Annotated in this window: 15 protein-coding genes; 10 read left to right on the top strand and 5 right to left on the bottom strand. The window is 71.5% G+C overall.

All coding sequences use genetic code 11. The features are described 5' to 3' along the window. Positions 1-4 precede the first annotated feature (4 nt). Both lysS and FHU36_RS15060 read left to right on the top strand, forming a co-directional pair. Entirely contained in the window at positions 5-1615 is a 1611-nt protein-coding gene (lysS, locus tag FHU36_RS15065) for a lysine--tRNA ligase (protein WP_312891597.1), read from the top strand. Positions 1616-1617: 2 nt separating this feature from the next. Next, a complete protein-coding gene (locus FHU36_RS15060) occupies positions 1618-2151 on the top strand; it encodes an AAA family ATPase (RefSeq protein ID WP_185084293.1) in 534 nt (177 codons plus the stop codon). On the opposite strand, the gene FHU36_RS15055 is transcribed toward FHU36_RS15060, so the two are convergent. Beyond that, entirely contained in the window at positions 2148-2648 is a 501-nt protein-coding gene (locus tag FHU36_RS15055) for an Lrp/AsnC family transcriptional regulator (protein ID WP_312891596.1), read from the bottom strand. The two genes, FHU36_RS15060 and FHU36_RS15055, sit on opposite strands and share 4 nt — an antisense overlap. Before the next feature lie 120 nt (positions 2649-2768). Between FHU36_RS15055 and FHU36_RS15050 the strand changes: the two genes are divergently transcribed. From FHU36_RS15050 to FHU36_RS15040, 3 genes are all read left to right on the top strand, one after another. Beyond that, on the top strand, positions 2769-3227 hold the full coding sequence (locus FHU36_RS15050) for a DUF2000 domain-containing protein (protein ID WP_185084291.1): 459 nt from the start codon (positions 2769-2771) through the stop codon (positions 3225-3227). A gap of 161 nt (positions 3228-3388) precedes the next feature. Further along, the gene (locus FHU36_RS15045; RefSeq protein ID WP_185084290.1) at positions 3389-4114 is read left to right on the top strand and encodes a glycosyltransferase family 2 protein; all 726 of its coding nucleotides are present in this window, start codon (positions 3389-3391) and stop codon (positions 4112-4114) included. A gap of 53 nt (positions 4115-4167) precedes the next feature. Continuing rightward, the gene (locus FHU36_RS15040) at positions 4168-5136 is read left to right on the top strand and encodes a ketopantoate reductase family protein (RefSeq protein ID WP_185084288.1); all 969 of its coding nucleotides are present in this window, start codon (positions 4168-4170) and stop codon (positions 5134-5136) included. On the opposite strand, the gene FHU36_RS15035 is transcribed toward FHU36_RS15040, so the two are convergent. Further along, the gene (locus tag FHU36_RS15035; RefSeq protein ID WP_185084287.1) at positions 5102-5629 is read right to left on the bottom strand and encodes a DUF6886 family protein; all 528 of its coding nucleotides are present in this window, start codon (positions 5627-5629) and stop codon (positions 5102-5104) included. The two genes, FHU36_RS15040 and FHU36_RS15035, sit on opposite strands and share 35 nt — an antisense overlap. A 105-nt stretch (positions 5630-5734) precedes the next feature. On the opposite strand from FHU36_RS15035, the gene FHU36_RS15030 reads away from it, so the two are divergent. Beyond that, positions 5735-6226: a hypothetical protein gene (locus FHU36_RS15030; RefSeq protein WP_185084286.1), complete on the top strand. Its 492-nt coding sequence runs from the start codon at positions 5735-5737 to the stop codon at positions 6224-6226. 144 nt (positions 6227-6370) lie between these two features. Further along, complete coding sequence (locus tag FHU36_RS15025) at positions 6371-8272, top strand: sensor histidine kinase (protein WP_185084285.1); 1902 nt, start codon at positions 6371-6373, stop codon at positions 8270-8272. Between the two features lie 122 nt (positions 8273-8394). Here the strand turns inward: FHU36_RS15025 and FHU36_RS15020 are convergent, their stop codons facing one another. Together FHU36_RS15020 and FHU36_RS15015 are read right to left on the bottom strand one after the other, a co-directional pair. Beyond that, positions 8395-9135 (bottom strand): MBL fold metallo-hydrolase, encoded by a 741-nt coding sequence (locus tag FHU36_RS15020; RefSeq protein WP_246502049.1) that lies wholly within the window; start codon positions 9133-9135, stop codon positions 8395-8397. A 50-nt stretch (positions 9136-9185) separates the two neighbouring features. After that, positions 9186-9329 carry a hypothetical protein gene (locus FHU36_RS15015; protein ID WP_185084284.1) on the bottom strand — a complete coding sequence of 48 codons (144 nt, stop codon included), beginning with the start codon at positions 9327-9329 and terminating at the stop codon, positions 9186-9188. 300 nt (positions 9330-9629) lie between these two features. Between FHU36_RS15015 and FHU36_RS15010 the strand changes: the two genes are divergently transcribed. Then, positions 9630-10610 (top strand): putative RNA methyltransferase, encoded by a 981-nt coding sequence (locus FHU36_RS15010; RefSeq protein ID WP_185084283.1) that lies wholly within the window; start codon positions 9630-9632, stop codon positions 10608-10610. Positions 10611-10769: 159 nt separating this feature from the next. Continuing rightward, positions 10770-12530, top strand: coding sequence for a S9 family peptidase (locus FHU36_RS15005; RefSeq protein WP_185084282.1), 1761 nt, complete (start codon positions 10770-10772; stop codon positions 12528-12530). An 18-nt stretch (positions 12531-12548) separates the two neighbouring features. On the opposite strand, the gene FHU36_RS15000 is transcribed toward FHU36_RS15005, so the two are convergent. Continuing rightward, entirely contained in the window at positions 12549-14093 is a 1545-nt protein-coding gene (locus FHU36_RS15000) for a PP2C family protein-serine/threonine phosphatase (protein WP_246502048.1), read from the bottom strand. Positions 14094-14213: 120 nt separating this feature from the next. Here FHU36_RS15000 and FHU36_RS14995 point away from each other — a divergent pair, with 120 nt between their 5' ends. Continuing rightward, positions 14214-18377, top strand: coding sequence for a HAMP domain-containing protein (locus tag FHU36_RS14995; RefSeq protein ID WP_185084281.1), 4164 nt, complete (start codon positions 14214-14216; stop codon positions 18375-18377).

Here is an 18377-nt window from a genome sequence, read left to right as displayed (position 1 = left end):
CAGCGTGGATTCGGACTGGGTCGCCAGGTTCGCCGACGACGTGATCGCCGAGGCGGAGCGTCGCGCACCGGGCAAACCCATCGTCTGCGCCTCCGGGCTGAGCCCGTCGGGGCCGATCCACCTGGGCAACCTCCGTGAGGTGATGACGCCGCACCTGGTGGCCGACGAGATCCGCCGGCGCGGACTCGACTGCGTGCACCTGCTGTCCTGGGACGACTACGACCGTTTCCGCAAGGTGCCCGCCGGGGTGGACCCCTCGTGGGCCGAGCACATCGGCAAGCCGCTCACGTCCGTGCCCGCGCCGCCCGGCAGCTCCCACGAGAGCTGGGCCGAGCACTTCAAGGCGCCGATGACCGCCGCGCTGGCCGAGCTGGGCGTCACCTACCGCGGCATCGGCCAGACCGAGCAGTACACCTCGGGCGCCTACCGGGAGCAGATCCTGCTGGCCATGCGGGAGCGCGAGCGGATCGACGCCGTCCTCGCCCGGTACCGCACCAAGCAGACCGGCGACGCCCCGCAGCCGAAGCCCTACTTCCCCTACCGGCCCTACTGCGAGCTGTGCGAGCGCGACTCCACCACGGTCACCGCCTACGACGACGACACCACCGAGCTGGCCTACACCTGCGCCTGCGGCTTCGGCGAGACCGTGCGGCTGGCCGAGCACGACCGCGGCAAGCTGGTGTGGAAGGTCGACTGGCCGATGCGCTGGGCGTACGAGGGGGTGGTGTTCGAGCCGTCGGGTGTGGACCACCACTCGCCGGGCTCGGCCTGGGTGGTCGGCGAGCCGATCGTGCGCGAGGTGTTCGGCGGCGAGCAGCCGATCGGCCCCATGTACGCCTTCGTCGGCATCACCGGCATGGCCAAGATGAGCAGCTCGAAGGGTGACGTGCCGACGCCGGCCGACGCCCTGGAGATCATGGAGGCGCCGGTGCTGCGCTGGCTGTACGCCAGGCGCAAGCCGTCCCAGTCGTTCAAGGTGGCCTTCGACCAGGAGATCCACCGGCTGTACGACGAGTGGGACGCGCTGGGCCGCAAGGTGGCCGGCGACACGGCCCAGCCGGCCGAGCTGGCCGCGTACGAGCGGGCGACCCGCACCGCCGAGGGGCCGCTGACCGGCACGGAGCGGGCGGTGCCGTACCGGGCCCTGGCCTCGATCGTGGACATCACGACCGGCGACGGCGAGCAGATCCTGCGCATCCTGGGCGACCTCGACGCGGTCGCCTCGCTGGACGAGGCCCGCCCGCGGCTCGACCGCGCGCAGCGCTGGGTCGACACGCAGCTTCCCGCCGACCAGCGCACCCACGTGCGGGAGGCGCCCGACGACGAGCTTCTCGGCTCGCTCGGCGAGGACGATCGCGAGGCGCTGCGGCTGCTGGCCGACGGCCTGGACGAGCACTGGTCGCTCGACGGGCTGACCACGCTGGTCTACGGGGTGCCGAAGCTGCGGGCCGGGCTGGCCGCCGACGCCAAGCCGACGCCCGAGGTGAAGACGGCGCAGCGGGCGTTCTTCACGCTGCTCTACCGGCTGCTCGTGGGGGGCGAGACCGGTCCGCGGCTGCCGACGCTGCTGCTGACCGTGGGCGCCGACCGGGTGCGCAAGCTGGTGGGCCGGTAGCCGTGCGAAGGGTCTTCCTCATCACCGGGATCATGGCGGCGGGCAAGTCGACGGTCGCGCAGGCGCTGGCCGAACGGCTGCCCCGGTCCGCGCACGTCCGGGGCGACGCGTTCCGCCGCATGATCGTCAACGGCGGGGCCGCCATGACGCCGGAGGGCGAGGATGAGGCGCTGCGGCAGCTCCGGCTGCGCCACCGCATCGCGGCGGGGGCCGCCGACCTGTTCTTCGCGGCGGGCTTCACGCCGATCGTGCAGGACGTGGTGCTCGGCGCGGAGCTGGAGAGGTTCGCCGGGCTGGTCCGCAGCCGCCCGCTGCTGGTCGTCGTGCTCGCGCCGGACGCCGCCGCGGTCGAGCGGCGCGAGCGGGACCGGGCGAAGACCGGCTACGGCGCCTGGACCGTGGCCCAGCTCGACGGGACGCTCAGGCGCGACACCCCGCGCATCCGCCTGTGGCTCGACACGTCCGCGCAGACGCCCGCCGAGACGGTCGAGGAGATCCTGGCCCGCGCCGGCGAGGCCGAGGTGCCGGCGGGTTAGCGGGTGCGGCGCCCGGTGCGGGGGCGGTTCGGCCGGTCGGGCGGTGGCAGCACCTCGATCGAGGTCTTGCGGATGTGGTCGTAGACGAGCGAGGTGCGCACGTCGGCGATGTTGCGGTGCCGGGAGACGTGGTCGAGGACGAAGTCGCGCAGGTGCCCGGCGTCGCGGACGGCCACCTGGATGATGAAGTCGTCGCCGCCGGACACCACGAACACCGCCAGCGTCTCGGGCAGCGCGGTGACGTAGTCGCGGAAGCCCTCGACGGCCTCCCTGATCTTCGGGTGCAGGCGGACGTTGATCAGCGCCTGGACCGGGCGGCCGATGGCGCCGAGGTTGACCTCGGCGTGGAAGCCCTCGATCACCCCGGTGGCGCGCAGCGACCGGACGCGTTCCAGGCAGGTCGAGGGTGCGATGCCGATCCGCTCGGCCAGCTCGCGGTTGGTCTGGCGGCCGTCGCGCTGCAATTCGACGATGATCGCCGTATCAAGTTCGTCCACGCGCGCCTCCATCACCCAATTCCCGAACTTCGTCCGGCCAGAGCCTATTGTGCCTGCTGAGGACACGGGAAAGATGCCATTCTGCCTGCAGATATTCGGAAGCAGGAGAGAGGACCATCGATGACCGTGCTCGCGCAGCTGGAGCGCCGCAGTGACCTGCCCACCAGGGAGCTGCCCGTCAAGTGGGTGATCGTGATGGACCGCGACCTGCCGCGCGGACTGCAGGCCAACGCGGCCGCCTGCCTGGCCGCCTCGGTGGGCCGGGCCGTGCCCGCGATTCTCGGGCCCGGCGGCGCCGACGCCTCCGGGCAGGCGCACGCGGGGCTGCCGTGGACGGGGTGCACGGTGCTGGCGGCGCCCGGCGCGATCGTCCGCCGGATCAGGGACGAGGCCGCGGCGGACGGCGCCCTAGTGGTCACCGACATGGCGGCCATCGCCCAGCGGACCAACGTCTACGACGACTATCTGGCCGAGCTGTCCCGCACCGGCGGCGAGGACCTGGCGTACTACGCGGTGAGCCTGCTCGGCCCGCGCGAGACCGTGGAGCGGCTCACCGGCCGGCTGCCGCTGTTGCGCTAGGAGCGCACATTTACCGCACGGAGTCAAGGGCACTTGACCCTGCCCGAAACCCCCTGCGACCAGGTCACAGGACGGTCACAACGCCGGCCGAACATCGATGACCTTGATCACTGCAAGACGAAGTCAAGCCAGTTGCAGGTGACGTGGGTCATCTTCGTGGCATGAACATGGAGCCGTTCGCCGCCAGCGTCACTGTCGTCGTTCCCGCGATGAACGAAGCCGACAACCTCCCCCACGTCTTCGCCACGTTGCCCTCGTGGATCGACGAGGTCGTCCTCGTCGACGGCAACTCCACCGACGCCACCGTCGAGGTCGCCCGCAGGCTGCGCCCCGACCTCCGGGTCGTCACGCAGACCGGGCGCGGCAAGGGCAACGCGCTGATCGAGGGTTTCGCCGCCGCCCGCGGCGACATCATCGTGATGATCGACGCCGACGGCTCCACCGACGGCCGGGAGATCTACTCCTTCGTCAAGGCCCTGCTCGACGGCGCCGACTTCGCCAAGGGCTCCAGGTACGCCCCGGGCGGCGGCTCCGACGACATCAGCCGGCTACGCTCCCTCGGCAACGTGGCCCTGACCGGGCTGACCAACCTGCTCTACGGCACCCGCTACACCGACCTGTGCTACGGCTACAACGCCTTCTGGGCCCGCCACCTCGACGCGATGGCGCTCGACTGCGACGGTTTCGAGATCGAGACGCTGATGAACGTCCGTGCCGCCCAGGCCGGGCTCGCCATCGCCGAGGTGCCCAGCCACGAGCGCACCCGCATCCACGGCGAGAGCAACCTGCACGCCGTCCGCGACGGCTGGCGCGTGCTCAAGACCATCTTCCGCGAGCGCTTCCGCGGCGCCCCCACCCCGCAGACCCAGGTGGCGCTCGCCAAGTAGGGCTCCGCCCCCCGCCCTCGCCGCCGCGGGGCCGGGGGTGACATCCTCGGATCATGCGCTACATCGTGATCGGAGCCGGAGCGGTCGGCGGCACCATCGGTGCCCGCCTCTTCCAGGGCGGGCACGACGTGCTGCTGATCGCCCGCGGCGCCCACTACGAGGCGTTGCGCACCGGCGGCCTGCGCCTCATCACCCCGCACTCCACCGAGACCCTCCCCATCCCCGCCGCCGACGGCCCCGTCGCGCCCCGCGAGGACGACGTGCTGGTCCTGGCCACCAAGTCGCAGGACACGATCGCGGCCCTCGACCCCTGGCCCCGGCACCTGCCCGTCGTGTGCGCCCAGAACGGCGTCGAGAACGAGCGGACCGTGCTGCGCAGGTTCGCCCAGGTGTACGGCATGTGCGTGTGGCTGCCGGCTCTGCACCTTGAGCCCGGCACGGTCGCCGCCTACGGCCACCCGCACTCCGGGATGTTCCATCTCGGCCGCTATCCCCAGGGTGTGGACGACCGCGCCCGGCAGATGACCGCCGACCTCACCAAGAGCGGCCTCGTCACGGTGACCACCCCCGACGTGATGCGCTGGAAGTACGGCAAGCTCCTCGGCAACCTCGGCAACGCGGTCGAGGCGCTGTGCGAGCGCGCCCCCGGCTTCGAGGCGCTCCACGAGCGGGCCAGGGCCGAGGGCACCGCCGTCCTGGAGGAGGCGGGCATCCTCTACTCCAGCCCGCAGGAGGAGCGCGAGGCCCGGGGCCGGAAGGTCGACCTCCTGCCCGTCGAGGGTCTCTCCCGCGGCGGCTCGTCGTGGCAGAGCCTTGCCCGGGGCAGCGGCACCATCGAGGCCGACTACCTCAACGGCGAGATCGTCCTGCTCGGCCGCGAGTACGGCATTCCCACCCCGGTCAACGAGGTGCTCCAGCAGGAGGCCGGCAGGTTCGCCCGCGAGAGGCTGCCGCCCGGATCGATGCCGGTGGAGCGGCTGACCGCGCTCATCGACGAGCGTTCCGCAGCCGTATCCCGCTGAAGCCGAGCGTGCTGGAGATCACCTCGTCCCAGAACGGCCGGATCCGGTCGAGCACGCGCAACTGGATGCCCGCCTCCTCGTGCAGGGCGAGCAGGTCGCCGACCGGCTCGGGCGGGCCCAGCGGCCGCACCGGCACGGTCGCCACGACCGCGTGCGGCGGGTCGCCGATGGGCGCGAACGGCTCGACCGGCAGCCGGTAGGCGTACAGGCGCACCTCCGTGATGGCCTTCAGCCAGCCGTACTCCACGGCGTGGACCCGGTCGCCGCAGCCCGAGCCGAGGATGCGGGCGGCGTCGTCGTCGGTGGTGCCGGGATCGCGCCAGGCCATCGCCCGGGGGCAGGCGCGCGGGAACCAGTAGTCGGGACAGCGGTCGGCGCCGACCGCCCACACGTACGGCTCCGTCTCCAGCGAGGTGGGGGCGACGTGCGGCGTGAACGTGGTGATCGTCGGGTCTTCGGAGAAGTGGAGCACCTGCCCCGGGTCGGGTCTCATGGAGATCATGATGACCTGGAACCCCTACCGGATCGGCGTTGTAGCGGCATACCGGCCCGCCGCCTGGGCAGTGGAGTGGCGCACTGACGACAAGGGGTGAGTTGGATGATCTTCTTAGGACTACTCCTGGTCCTGCTCGCCGGTGGAGCCATCGCCTGGGTCGCCACCGAGGACAGCACCGGGTACAACCTGTTCGGCTACATGTTCGAGCCGAGCCACGTCGAGATGTTCGCGGCCGGCGCCGTCACGGCGGCGGTGCTGTTCGCGGGCCTCGCCCTGATGGCCGCGGGCTCGCGCCACGCGGCCCGGCGACGCCGGCAGATGCGCAGCGCCAAGGCCGAGGCCTCCCACCGGGTGGCCCGGCTGGAGGACGAGAAGCGCGAGCTGGAGCGCCGCCTCGAACGCGAGCAGGCCGCCGAGCGGCAGCAGGCCGAGGAACGCCGCCAGGCCGCCGAACACGAGCGCGCGGCCGAGCGGGAGCGCGCCGCCGAGGGGCGGCACGCCGCCGCCCAGCGCACCACCGCCGAGCACCCCGTCCCCCGGCAGGCCACCGGCGACCGGCTCGTCGCCCGCGGCTCCGAGGACACCAGGCCGTAGCGGCGCCCCCGTGCGGCGGACGCCCGGCCGAAGCGCATCGATCCGGCGCGAGGGCCGTTGTACCGGCCCTCGCGCCGGATCATGAAGTTCCGGACGAATGGGGTGTACTCTGCGAGGCGATCTCATCATGCCTCCGGAGGTCGCATGCCCCCCACGCGTGGCCGTCCCATCGCGCTGAAGCTGCTGGTCCTGCTGCTCGTGCCGCTCACTTCCCTCGTCGGGCTGTGGGTGTTCGCGGCGAGCCTGGCCGGGGGCGACGGTCTGCGGCTCCTCCAGATCAACGAGCTGGTCCGCAACCTTTCCAACCCGGCCGAGCAGATGGACGTCCAGCTCCAGAGCGAGCGGCTGATCTCCGTCGAGTTCCTCACGAACGGCCAGGGCCGCGACCGGCTCACCACCCAGCGCGCGCTGACCGACCGGACCGTGGCCCTGTTCCGGCAGCTGGCGGCCCAGCAGCGCGACCTGTCGCCGCAGATGGCCGCCCAGCTCACCGCCCTGTACGGCAAGCTCGACGAGCTGCCCCAGATCCGCCAGAAGGTCGACGGCCCGAGCCCCCGGCCGCTCGACGTGATCGACGGCTACAGCCAGATCGTGGACGCGACGTTCCGCATGCGCGACGCCATGGTGCTGGTGCCCGACACCTCCCTCTACCGCAGGGCCCGGGCCGTCACCATGCTCGGCGAGGCCAAGGACTTCCTGTCGCGGGAACGAGCCGTCATCACCGTCGTGCTGGCCCGGGGAAGGGTGACCGAGGCCGAGCGCGAGGCGTTCATCGGCATGGCGGCCACCCGGCGGCTGCTCTACACGCAGGCGCTGCCCCACCTCGACTCCGGGCTGCGGGTGCCGTACGAGCGGCTGGTCGGCTCGCCCGCGTACCGGGAGTTCCTTGAGGTGGAGAACTCCCTGCGCGGCGTGGCCGTCCTCGACGGGCTGCCGGCCTCCGCGGCCACCTGGCCCGTCGACGCGGCGAACCTGTGGGCGGCGGTCGAACGCAACCAGTTCGAGGCCGTGCAGGCCGTCGTGCAGCGGGTTGACCCGGCCGCCGACAACATCCTCACCAAGATCGGCGTGGCGGGCGGCGTGGGCCTGCTCGCGGTCGTCGCCTCGGTCCTGCTGTCGCTGCGCTTCCGGCGCCGCCTGGGCGACGAGCTGGCCGGCCTGCGCGACGCCGCCACTGAGCTGGCCGAGATACGGCTGGCGGCGCTGGTCAAGCGGCTGCGCGCCGGCGGGCAACTGCCCTCGCCCGAGGAGGTGGCGCCGCTGGAGGTCAAGGCCGACACCGCGGAGGTGCGCGACATCGTCGCGGCGTTCAACCACGTGCAGGCCACGGCCGTGGAGGCCGCGGTGGACCAGGCCCGGCTGCGCCACGGGGTGAGCCAGGTCTTCGTCAACCTGGCCAGGCGCAACCAGTCGCTGCTGCACCGCCAGCTCCTCCAGCTCGACTCCATGGAACGCAAGACGGAGGAGCCCGAGGTCCTGGAGGACCTGTTCAGGCTCGACCACCTCACCACCCGCATGCGGCGGCACGCCGAGAGCCTGCTCATCCTGTCGGACCAGGCGCCGGGACGGGGCTGGCGCAATCCCGTGCCCGTCCACGACGTGCTGCGGGCGGCCGTCGCGGAGGTCGAGGAGTATCAGCGGGTGGAGGTGCTGCAACCGCCGCCCGTCGCGGTGCTGGGCAACGCCGTCACCGACGTGGCCCACCTGGTCGCCGAGCTGGTGGAGAACGCCACCCTGTTCTCACCCCCGCAGACCCGGGTGGACCTGCGGACCACGAGCACCCGCAGCGGGATCACGGTCGAGGTGGAGGACCGCGGGCTCGGGCTGACCCGGGCCGAGCTGGACGAGCTGAACGCGCGGCTGGCGGAGACCCCTGAATTCGATCTGGCGCGGAGCGACCGGCTCGGGCTGTTCGTGGTGAGCAGGCTGGCGTCCCGGCACGGCATCAGGGTCCGGCTCGGGCCCTCGCCGTACGGGGGGCTGTCGGCGAGCGTCGCCCTGCCCTCGTCGCTGCTCGCCGACCAGCCGGCCCTCGCCGGTCGCTGACGCTCCCACCCGGACCCCGGGAACGGCTCCCGGGCCGGTCGGGAACGGGTGCCGGTCAGGAACGGGTGCCGGGCGGTCGGGAGTGAGCGGTCGGCAACGGGTGCCGGGCGGATCCTGACGGGTCAGAGTGGCAGGAACGGGTCGGTGAAGTGTGCGGTGGCGAGGATGGCGCGCTCGGCCCGCAGCCCGGCGAGCACCTCGGCCCGGGTGGCGGCGGCCCGTTCGGGATCGTCGTCGTAGACGTAGTGAATGCTCGGGTCCGCCAGTTGCACCGGGTGGAGCACCAGGTCACCGGTGATGGCCAGCTCGCCGACCCGGACGATCTGGTGGCCGGGGGTGTGGCCGGCCGTGAGGTGCACGCGCACGCCCGGCACGACCTCCTCGTCGCCCTCGACCACGTGGAGCCGGTCCTTGATCGGGGTGACGACCCGGTCGAGCATCTCACCGCCCACGACGTCGAGGTCGGCCTGCTGGACGACGTGGCGGGCGTTGACGAACCGCAGCCCGGCGTCGGTCACCGCGCCGCTGGCGTGGTCGCTGTGCAGGTGGGTGAGGATGACGACGTCCACGTCGGCCGGCGTGACGCCTGCGGCGGCCAGCTCGGCGTCCAGCGAGCCGGGGACCGGCGCCCAACTGGACGCCGGCGAGTCGGCGGCGCCGATGCCGGTGTCCACGAGCGTGACGCGGCCCGCGCGGTCGCGGATCAGGTAGCAGTGGAAGTGCAGGATCCACGGCTCCTCGTCGAGCGCGGCTCCGGGGAACGTCTCGGCCATCGGACGGCGGATCGCCGGGCCCATGGCGCCCACGGCGTCGCAGAGGGGTGTCACCTCGGCGCCGGCGACGATGCGTGGCGGGTGCGGCATTCGCCCAGACTAGTCGGCCCGGGGTGGTCGGGCGGAGTGGTCGGCCCGGGTCAGGCGGCGACGGGTGTGCGCGGCACGTACTCGTTCTCCAGGTCGGCGGCGTAGACGGCGCGCCGGCAGTGGGAGCACCGGTACATGATCGGGCCCTCGTCGAGCTCGTGGTGGCAGCGCGGGCAGCAGGTGCTGGTGTTCATGGGAGTCCCCCTTGTGTACGTGCTTCCATGGAAGCCTCATCGCATTGCAGGAGCCCTGCATCACGCTTGACACGATGTCGCGGCGTCGATGGGCGTTCCATGCCGTTCTCCACACCGGGCGCGGGTGATTTGACGGCGACCTGAGGAGAACATTGTTACGGCCCCGCAGGTCACTCCGCGCGTTCGGCACGCAGAACCGCCCGGGAATAGCCCAGGAGGGCTAGGCGTCGCATGGCACGGCCGGTGTGCTAGGGCTCCTCCCGCCACGGACCTGCCCGGGGGCGAGGCCAGAATGGGGGCATGCTTGCCGACATCGTCGAATATCTCGTGTGTCCCGTCTGCCGCGAACGGGTGGCGCTGGAGCAGGGGGCGCTGCGGTGCGCCCACGGGCACGTTTTCGACGTCGCCCGGCAGGGATATGTGAGCCTGCTCGTCGGGTCGCGCGCTCCGGGGACGGCTGACAGCGCGGAAATGGTGGCGGCCCGTGCTGGTTTCCTGGCTTCCGGGCATTTCGCCCCACTTAGTCAGGCCTTGGCCGAGAGTGTGGCGGCATGCGTTCACAGGGCGAACAGGATTCGTGGGGAAAGGTTCTCCGAGCCGCCGGACGGCGGGGCGGCGAAGGCGTACGGTGGTCCCCGTTCGCGTCATGACGCGGCGCCGGAGGGGCAGGCCGTCGGCGGCGCGTCACGGCCGGTGGTCGTGGACGCCGGCGCGGGCACCGGACACTACCTGGCGGCGGTCCTCGACGTGGTGGACCACGGGGTCGGGGTGGCGTTCGACGTGTCGAAGCACGCCGTGCGGCGGGCGGCTCGGGCGCATCCGCGGGCCGGGGCGTTCGTGGCCGACGTGTGGCGGCCGCTGCCGCTGCGCAGCGGGGTGGCCGACGTGGTAATGGACGTCTTCGCACCGCGCAACGGGCCCGAGTTCCGGCGGGTGCTGCGGCCGGGGGGCGCTGTGGTGGTCGTCACGCCGGCGCCGGCGCACCTGAGCCCGCTGGTGCGTGAGCTGGGGCTGCTCTCGGTGGACGAGGCCAAGGAGCAGCGGGTGACGCGGAGCATGGAGGGGTTCGCCGAAACGGAACGCCGGACCATCGAATTCGACATGCAACTGTCGCGTCAGGACATCGCCGAGGTGGTCAGGATGGGACCCAGTGCGTGGCACACTGAGGCAGCCGAACTGCAGGCACGAATCTCCGCATTTATAGGGCAGAGGGCGGAAAATCGGGAAAAAGTAGCAACACGGGCTGCTTTTCACCTGTCTATCTTCGAGACGACACCATGATCAGGGGCCGTTGCTTGACGGACGAGTGGGGCTGGTGTTACTGATGAGGCGTTTAGTACGAAATTCCCCCACATTCGCCGAGTATTTCCGTGACTCAGACGCAATACTGGACGGCAACCCGCGGCGGGAGGCGGGGAGGCGAGGGAAGGGGCGCGCCGGATGAAGGCCGAGGAACGCTGGCAGGCCAGGTTCCGAGCGTCGCGCACAACGCTGCCGGTCTGGGCGCGACGGGCTCCGCACCGCTCGATCTACCGCTCCAACGCCACGGGCACCTGGGAGGTCTACGCCTGGGACCGTGCCACCGGCCAGACGAGACAGGTCACCGACCGGCCCAGGGGCACCGCGCACGCCGCCGTCGACCCCACCGGCCAGTGGATCTACTGGTTCGCCGACACCGAGGGCGACGAGTTCGGCGTGTGGTGGCGCCAGCCGTTCACCGGCGGTCCCGACGAGCCGGTCGCGCCCGACGTGCCGCCCGGCCAGCCGGGCGGGATCGCCCTGTCCACCACCGGCCTGGCCGCGATCAGCCTCGCCGGCGACGGCGCCTTCAGGACCCACCTCGTCCGCCCCGGCGAACCGTCCCAGCTCCTCCACGAGCACGCCGAGGCCGCCTGGGTGGCCGACATGTCGCTCGACGGCCAGCTCATCGCCATCAACCACGGCGAGTACGGCGACTTCCGGCATCCCGCCCTGCGCGTGGTGCGCCCGTCCGGCCAGACCGTCGGCGAGCTCTACGACGGCGACGGCAAGGGCGTGCTCGGCCTCAGGTTCGCCCCGGTCCCCGGCGACCGGCGGCTGCTCGCCCTGCACGAACGCCGCCAGCGCCAGGAGCCGCTGGTGTGGGACCCGGTGACCGGCGAGCAGCGCGAGATCTGGCTGCGCGACTCCGGCGACCTGGCGGCCGAGTGGTACGACGACGGCCGCGGCCTGCTGATCCTGCGCGACACCCGCGCCCGCAGCCACCTGCACCGCTACGACCTCGCGGGCGGCGGGCTCACGCTCATCGACACCCCGCACGGGGTGATAGACGACGCCGCGCCGCGACCCGGCGGCCATGTCGAGTACTCCTGGTCGAGCGCCTCCCGGCCGCCCGTCATCCGGTCGAGCAACGGCCAGGTGGTGCTGAACGCGAGCGGTCCGCCGGCCCCGCCGAGCGTGCCCGTCGAGGACCTCGACGTGCCCGGCCCCGGCGGGCGCATCCACGCGCTGGTCTCCCGGCCCGAGCACGGCAGCGCCCCCTTCCCCACCGTCTTCATGCTGCACGGCGGCCCGACGGCGCACGACCGTGACGCCTTCTCCCCGGAGGTGGCGGCCTGGGTGGACTCCGGGTTCGCGGTGGTGCGGGTCAACTACCGGGGCTCGACCGGCTACGGCTCGGGCTGGCGCGACGCGCTGCACGGCGAGGTCGGACACATCGAGTTATCGGACGTCGCCGCCGTGCGCCGCGCGGTGGTCGAGCACGGCATCGCCGACCCGGCCAGGATCCTGCTGTCGGGCACCGCCTGGGGCGGCTACCTCACGCTCCTCGGGCTCGGCACCCAGCCGGAGCTGTGGGCGGCCGGCATCGCCGCCGTACCCATCGCCTGCCACCAGACCTCGTACGAGGACGAGGCCGAGAGCCTGCGCGCCTACCATCGGGCGCTGCTCGGCGGCTCACCCGACGAGCAGCCCGAGCGCTACGCCGCCAGCTCCCCCATCACCTACGTCGACCGGGTGGAGAGCCCGGTGCTGATCCTGGCGGGCGAGAACGACAACCGCTGCCCGCTGCGCCAGATCGAGAAGTACGTGGCCAAGCTCGCCGAGCACGGGCGGGACCACGAGATCTACACCTACGACGCCGTACGCGGGTCGCTGGTGGTGGCCGAGCGGATCGCGCAGATGAGCATGCAACTGGACTTCGCCCGCAAGCACGTCGGCTGACCGGGCCGCGGGCGGACGTCAGCGGGCGCGGAGGACCATGATGGCCATGTCGTCGGCGCTGGGCTCGACGGCGAAGTCGGCGACGCCGCGGCGGATGCGTTCGGCCACCGCCCGGGCCGACAGGCCCGCGCACTCGCCCAGCAGCCTGGCCAAACCGCCCTCGTCGTCGAGCAGGCGCTCGCCGTTGCGGCGTTCGGTCACCCCGTCGGTGACCATCAGCAGCACGTCGCCGTGGTCGAGATGCACCGTGTCGGCCTCGAACACCACCTCGGGGAAGACGCCGAGCAGCGACTGCGGGGTGGTCACCGGCTCGACCTCGCCGCCCGCCTTCAGCCGCAGCGCCTCGGGGTGACCGGCGGACACCATGCGGATCTCCAGGCCCGTCTCCACCGGCGTGATGTCGCCGTGGAGCAGCGTGAGGAACCGGGCCCGTTCGCCCTCCTCCAGGATCGCCTGGTTGAGCCGCCCCAGGACGGCGGCCACGCCGTAGCCCTCGCGGGCGAGCAGGCGCAGCGTGTGGCGGGCGAGGCCCGTCACCGCCGCGGCCTCCGGGCCGGTGCCGCACACGTCACCGATCGCGAAGCGCCAGGAGTCGTCGCCGGCCTTGAACAGGTCGTAGAAGTCGCCGCCGACCTCGTTGGCCTCACCGGCGGGCTCGTAGACGACGCCGTAGTCGAGTCCGGGCACCTCGGGCTCGTTCGGCGGCAGGAGGCTGCGCTGCAGCGCGCGGTTGGCGGCGGCCTGCTGCGCGTAGAGGCGGGCGTTGTCCATGGCCAGCGCGGCGCGCCTGCCGATGTCGTCGGCGAACTGGATGACCTCGTCGGGGAAGCGGTCGGACCGGCCGAGGCACATCATGCCGAGCGCGCGGCCGCGGGCGGTCAGCGGCACGGCGAGCACCTGGTGGTCACCGGCGGTGAGGGCGGAGGTGCCCTGTTCCCCGGCGGCGTTCACGTCCATCTCGGCGAGCTCCTGACGCAGCCCGTCGATGCGCGCCTCGTCGGCGTGCCACAGGTAGGCCAGGCGCAGCGGCCCGGAGCCGCCGTCGGAGGTGTAGACGGCGCACCAGCCGCACAGCCGCGGCACCACGATCTGGGCGATGATGGCGGGCACCATGTCGGGGTTGAGGGTGCCGGCCAGCAGGTCGCTCGCGTCGGCGAGGAAGCCCAGCCAATGGGGGCCGCGGGAGGTGTCGGCGAGCCACTCCGATGCGACATTGTCGGGCGAGCCGGGTAGCGTGAGTCGTGCCCAATGGACCCGGGAGTCACCCGCGAAGGTGATGCCCCACTCCTCGACCGCGACAGAGGGAGCCTTCGGATCGCCCTGCGGTATGTTCCGCTGCCTCAGCTCGACCTGCACGGCATCGCCGAAATGTTTCCAGACGACCTCGAACGGCTCGTCGACCACCTGCTCGGTCAGGTCGCCGGCCATCTGCTCGGCCACGTGCGACACGCCGCCCACGGCCCACGCGGTCATCACCTCGCGGGTGAACCTCATCGCGGCCGGCACGGCGGACTCTCCGGGCGCGAACGTGGCCGCGAGCACGGCACGGGGAGAAGCAGTCATCCTCCCGTGCCTACCACACTTCGCGTTGACTTGGGGTAAATCCGAGGGCAGGACTGCGAGCTACCGAACGTGACAGACTTGAAGCACTCACCGCGGCGCGCCAGGAGTGAAGGAGGCCCTATGCCTACGGTCAAGACCGCCCCTGGATCTGATGAGAAGGTCTACAGCGAGGCTGACCTGGCCCCGATCCTGGAGACTCTCTTCTCCTGGCGTGACGGTGACTTCCGGCGGCGGGTGCCGCATGCCCCGCCCGGCGCCCTGAGCGAGGTGCGGCTGCTGCTCAACGAGGTGGCCGACCGCCGTGAGCACCTGGCCAACGAGCTGACTCGGGTGCGCAAGGAGGTCGTCAAGGAGGGGCGCTTCGGCGAGCGGCTCACCCCTGGGCCCGGTGTCGGCGCCTGGGCGGAGAGCGTCGAGTCGGTCAACATGCTGATCGAATCCCTGGTGAGCCCGGTGAGCGGCGCGGCCGACGTGATCGACGCGGTGGCCAAGGGCGACCTGTCGCGGCGCATCGACCTCGACCGGTCGGCGCGGGGCGAGGTGCGCCGCCTGGGCAAGGCCATCAACGGCATGGTGGAGCAGCTCGCGCTGTTCAACTCCGAGGTGACCAGGGTGGCCCGCGAGGCGGGCACCGAGGGCAGGCTGGGCGGCAGCGCCAACCTGCGCGGCATGTCGGGGAGCTGGCGCGACCTCACCGAGGCGGTCAACACGATGTCGTCGCGGGTGGCCGCGCAGGTGCGCGACATCGCCGTGGTGACCACCGCCGTGGCCAAGGGCGACCTGAGCCGCAAGGTGACGGTCGACGCCGTGGGCGAGATGTTCGAGCTGAAGAACACCGTCAACACGATGGTCGACCAGCTCTCCGCGTTCGCCGAGGAGGTCACCCGCGTGGCCCGTGAGGTGGGCACCGAGGGCCAGCTCGGCGGCCAGGCGCAGGTGACGGGTGTGTCCGGGGTCTGGAAGGACCTCACCGACAACGTCAACTTCATGGCCAACAACCTCACCAGCCAGGTGCGCAGCATCGCGACCGTGGCGACGGCGGTGGCGCAGGGCAACCTGTCGAAGAAGATCACCGTCGACGCCGAGGGCGAGATCCTGCAGCTCAAGGACACCCTCAACACGATGGTCGACCAGCTCTCGTCGTTCGCCGACGAGGTGACCCGCGTCGCCCGCGAGGTCGGCACCGAGGGCAAGCTGGGCGGCCGGGCCGAGGTGAAGGGCGTGTCCGGCGTCTGGAAGGACCTCACCGACAACGTCAACTCCATGGCCAACAACCTCACCTACCAGGTGCGCAACATCGCCCAGGTGACCACGGCCGTGGCCAACGGCGACCTGACCCGCAAGATCGACGTCGACGCGCAGGGCGAGATCCTGGAGCTCAAGTCGACGATGAACACGATGGTCGACCAGCTCTCCTCGTTCGCCTCCGAGGTGACCCGCGTCGCCCGCGAGGTCGGCACCGAGGGCCAGCTCGGCGGCCAGGCACAGGTGCGGGGCGTGTCGGGCGTCTGGAAGGACCTCACCGACAACGTCAACTCCATGGCCAACAACCTCACCTCGCAGGTGCGGCAGATCGCCGCCGTGTCGTCGGCCGTGGCGCAGGGCAACCTGTCGAAGAAGATCACCGTCGATGCCCAGGGCGAGATCCTGCAGCTCAAGGACACCCTCAACACGATGGTCGACCAGCTCTCGTCGTTCGCCGACGAGGTGACCCGCGTCGCCCGCGAGGTCGGCACGCAGGGCCAGCTCGGCGGCCAGGCGCGGGTGCAGGGCGTGTCGGGCGTCTGGAAGGACCTCACCGACAACGTCAACTTCATGGCCAACAATCTGACGTACCAGGTGCGCAACATCGCCGAGGTAACGACCGCGGTCGCCAACGGCGACCTGACCCGCAAGATCGACGTCGACGCGCAGGGCGAGATCCTCGCGCTGAAGACGACCATCAACCGGATGGTCGACCAGCTTTCCTCGTTCGCCTCCGAGGTGACCCGCGTGGCCCGCGAGGTGGGCTCGGAGGGCCAGCTCGGCGGCCAGGCCCGCGTCGAGGGCGTCGAGGGCACCTGGAAGCGGCTCACCGAGAGCGTGAACGAGCTGGCCGGCAACCTCACCACCCAGGTGCGCGCCATCGCCACCGTGACCAGCGCCGTGGCCCGGGGCGACCTGACCCGCTCGATCGCCGTCGAGGCGCAGGGCGAGCTCGCCGAGCTCAAGGACAACATCAACTCCATGGTGGCCAACCTGCGCGAGACGACGCAGGCCAACCAGGAGCAGGACTGGCTCAAGTCCAACCTGGCGCGCATCTCGCGCCTCATGCAGGGGCACCGCGACCTGTTCGAGGTGGCCAAGCTGACGATGAGCGAGCTGACGCCGCTGGTGTCGGCCCGCTACGGCGCCTTCTACAGCGTCGATCCCGAAGGCGACCACGAGCTGCTGCTGATCGGCGGCTACGGCGTGCGGCCCGACCGGGGCCCGCGCCAGCGCTTCGCGGTCGGCGAGGGCATCGTCGGCCAGGCGGCGGCCGAGGGCCGGCACATCCTGCTCGACGACGTGCCGCCCGGCTACATCACCATCGACAGCGGGCTCAGCTCCTCGACGCCGGCGCAGATCGTGGTGCTGCCGATCCTGTTCGAGAACCGGGTGCTGGGCGTGCTGGAGCTGGCCTCGTTCACCAAGTTCGGCGAGGTGCACCTCGACTTCCTGACGCAGCTCGTCGAGACCATCGGCGTCACGATGAACAGCATCATCGCCAACTCCCGCACCGAGGACCTGCTGACCGAGTCGCAGCGCCTCACCCGCGAGCTGCAGGAGCGCTCCGACGAGCTGCAGCGCCAGCAGGAGGAACTCCGCAGGTCCAACGCCGAGCTGGAGGACAAGGCGGCGCTGCTGGCCAAGCAGAACCGCGCGATCGAGATCCAGAACTTCCAGATCGAGCAGGCACGCCGCACGCTGGAGGAGCGCGCCGAGCAGCTCGCGGTGTCGTCGCGCTACAAGTCGGAGTTCCTGGCCAACATGTCGCACGAGCTGCGTACGCCGCTCAACAGCCTGCTCGTGCTGGCCAAGCTGCTGACCGAGAACGCCGAGGGCAACCTCACCTCGCAGCAGGTGGAGTTCGCCCGGACCATCCACGGCGCGGGCTCGGCGCTGCTCCAGCTCATCAACGACATGCTCGACCTGTCCAAGGTCGAGGCCGGCCGGATGGACATCCACCCGATCCAGGTGTCGCTGCCGAAGATGGTCGACCTGCTGGAGGCCGCCTTCGCGCCGCTGGCCGCCGACAAGGGGCTGGCGTTCACCGTCGAGGTCGCCGACGACGTGCCGAAGGAGCTGCGCGCCGACGAGCAGCGCCTGCAGCAGGTGCTGCGCAACCTGCTGTCCAACGCGGTGAAGTTCACCCCGAAGGGCGAGGTCAGGCTGCGGGTGGCCAAGGCGCCGGCGGGGGTGGTCTACGACGACGACTCGCTGCGCGACGCGCCCGACCTGCTGGCGTTCCAGGTCATCGACACCGGCATCGGCATCGCGCCCGACAAGCGCGAGCTGATCTTCGAGGCGTTCCGGCAGGCCGATGGCACCACCAGCCGCAAGTACGGCGGCACGGGTCTGGGCCTGGCCATCTGCCGCGACATCGCCAGGCTGCTGGGCGGTGAGATCCACGTGGAGAGCGAGCTGGGCGACGGCAGCACCTTCACCCTCTACCTGCCGGCCTCCTACGCCGGCCCGCTGGCGGCCCCCGAGGAAGGCACCACCCGCAGGCAGCTCATGACCGCGCAGGTGGAGGAGCCGACGGCGCCGGAGCCGCCGATGCCGCTCGACCTGCCGATGCCGGAGCTGACCGAGTCGCCGGTCGAGGTCGCGCAGTGGCAGGGCGACGACCCGCTCAACGACGCCAAGATCCTCATCGTCGACGACGACATCCGCAACGTGTTCGCGCTGACCAGCGTGCTCGAACGGCACGGCGCGACGGTCGTCTACGCCGAGAACGGGCGCGAGGGGATCGAGCAGCTCGAGCGCAACGAGGACGTGGCGCTGGTGCTGATGGACATCATGATGCCGGAGATGGACGGCTGGGCCACGACGTCGGCCATCCGCCGCATGCCGCAGTTCGCCGATCTGCCGATCATCGCGTTGACCGCTAAGGTCATGCGGGGTGATCGTGAGAAGAGCATCGCCTCGGGTGCGTCCGACTACGTGCCCAAGCCGGTCGACGTGGACCGGCTGCTCGAACGACTGCGTGGTTGGCTCAGCCGTGGGCGGGTGTCCACCACGGACCCAGCCGAAGGATCGTGA

The organism is Nonomuraea muscovyensis, from assembly GCF_014207745.1.
Taxonomy (GTDB): Bacteria; Actinomycetota; Actinomycetes; order Streptosporangiales; family Streptosporangiaceae; genus Nonomuraea; species Nonomuraea muscovyensis.
The sequence above is the reverse complement of the archived record's forward strand: the minus strand, read 5'-3'. Positions and strand labels throughout refer to the sequence as shown.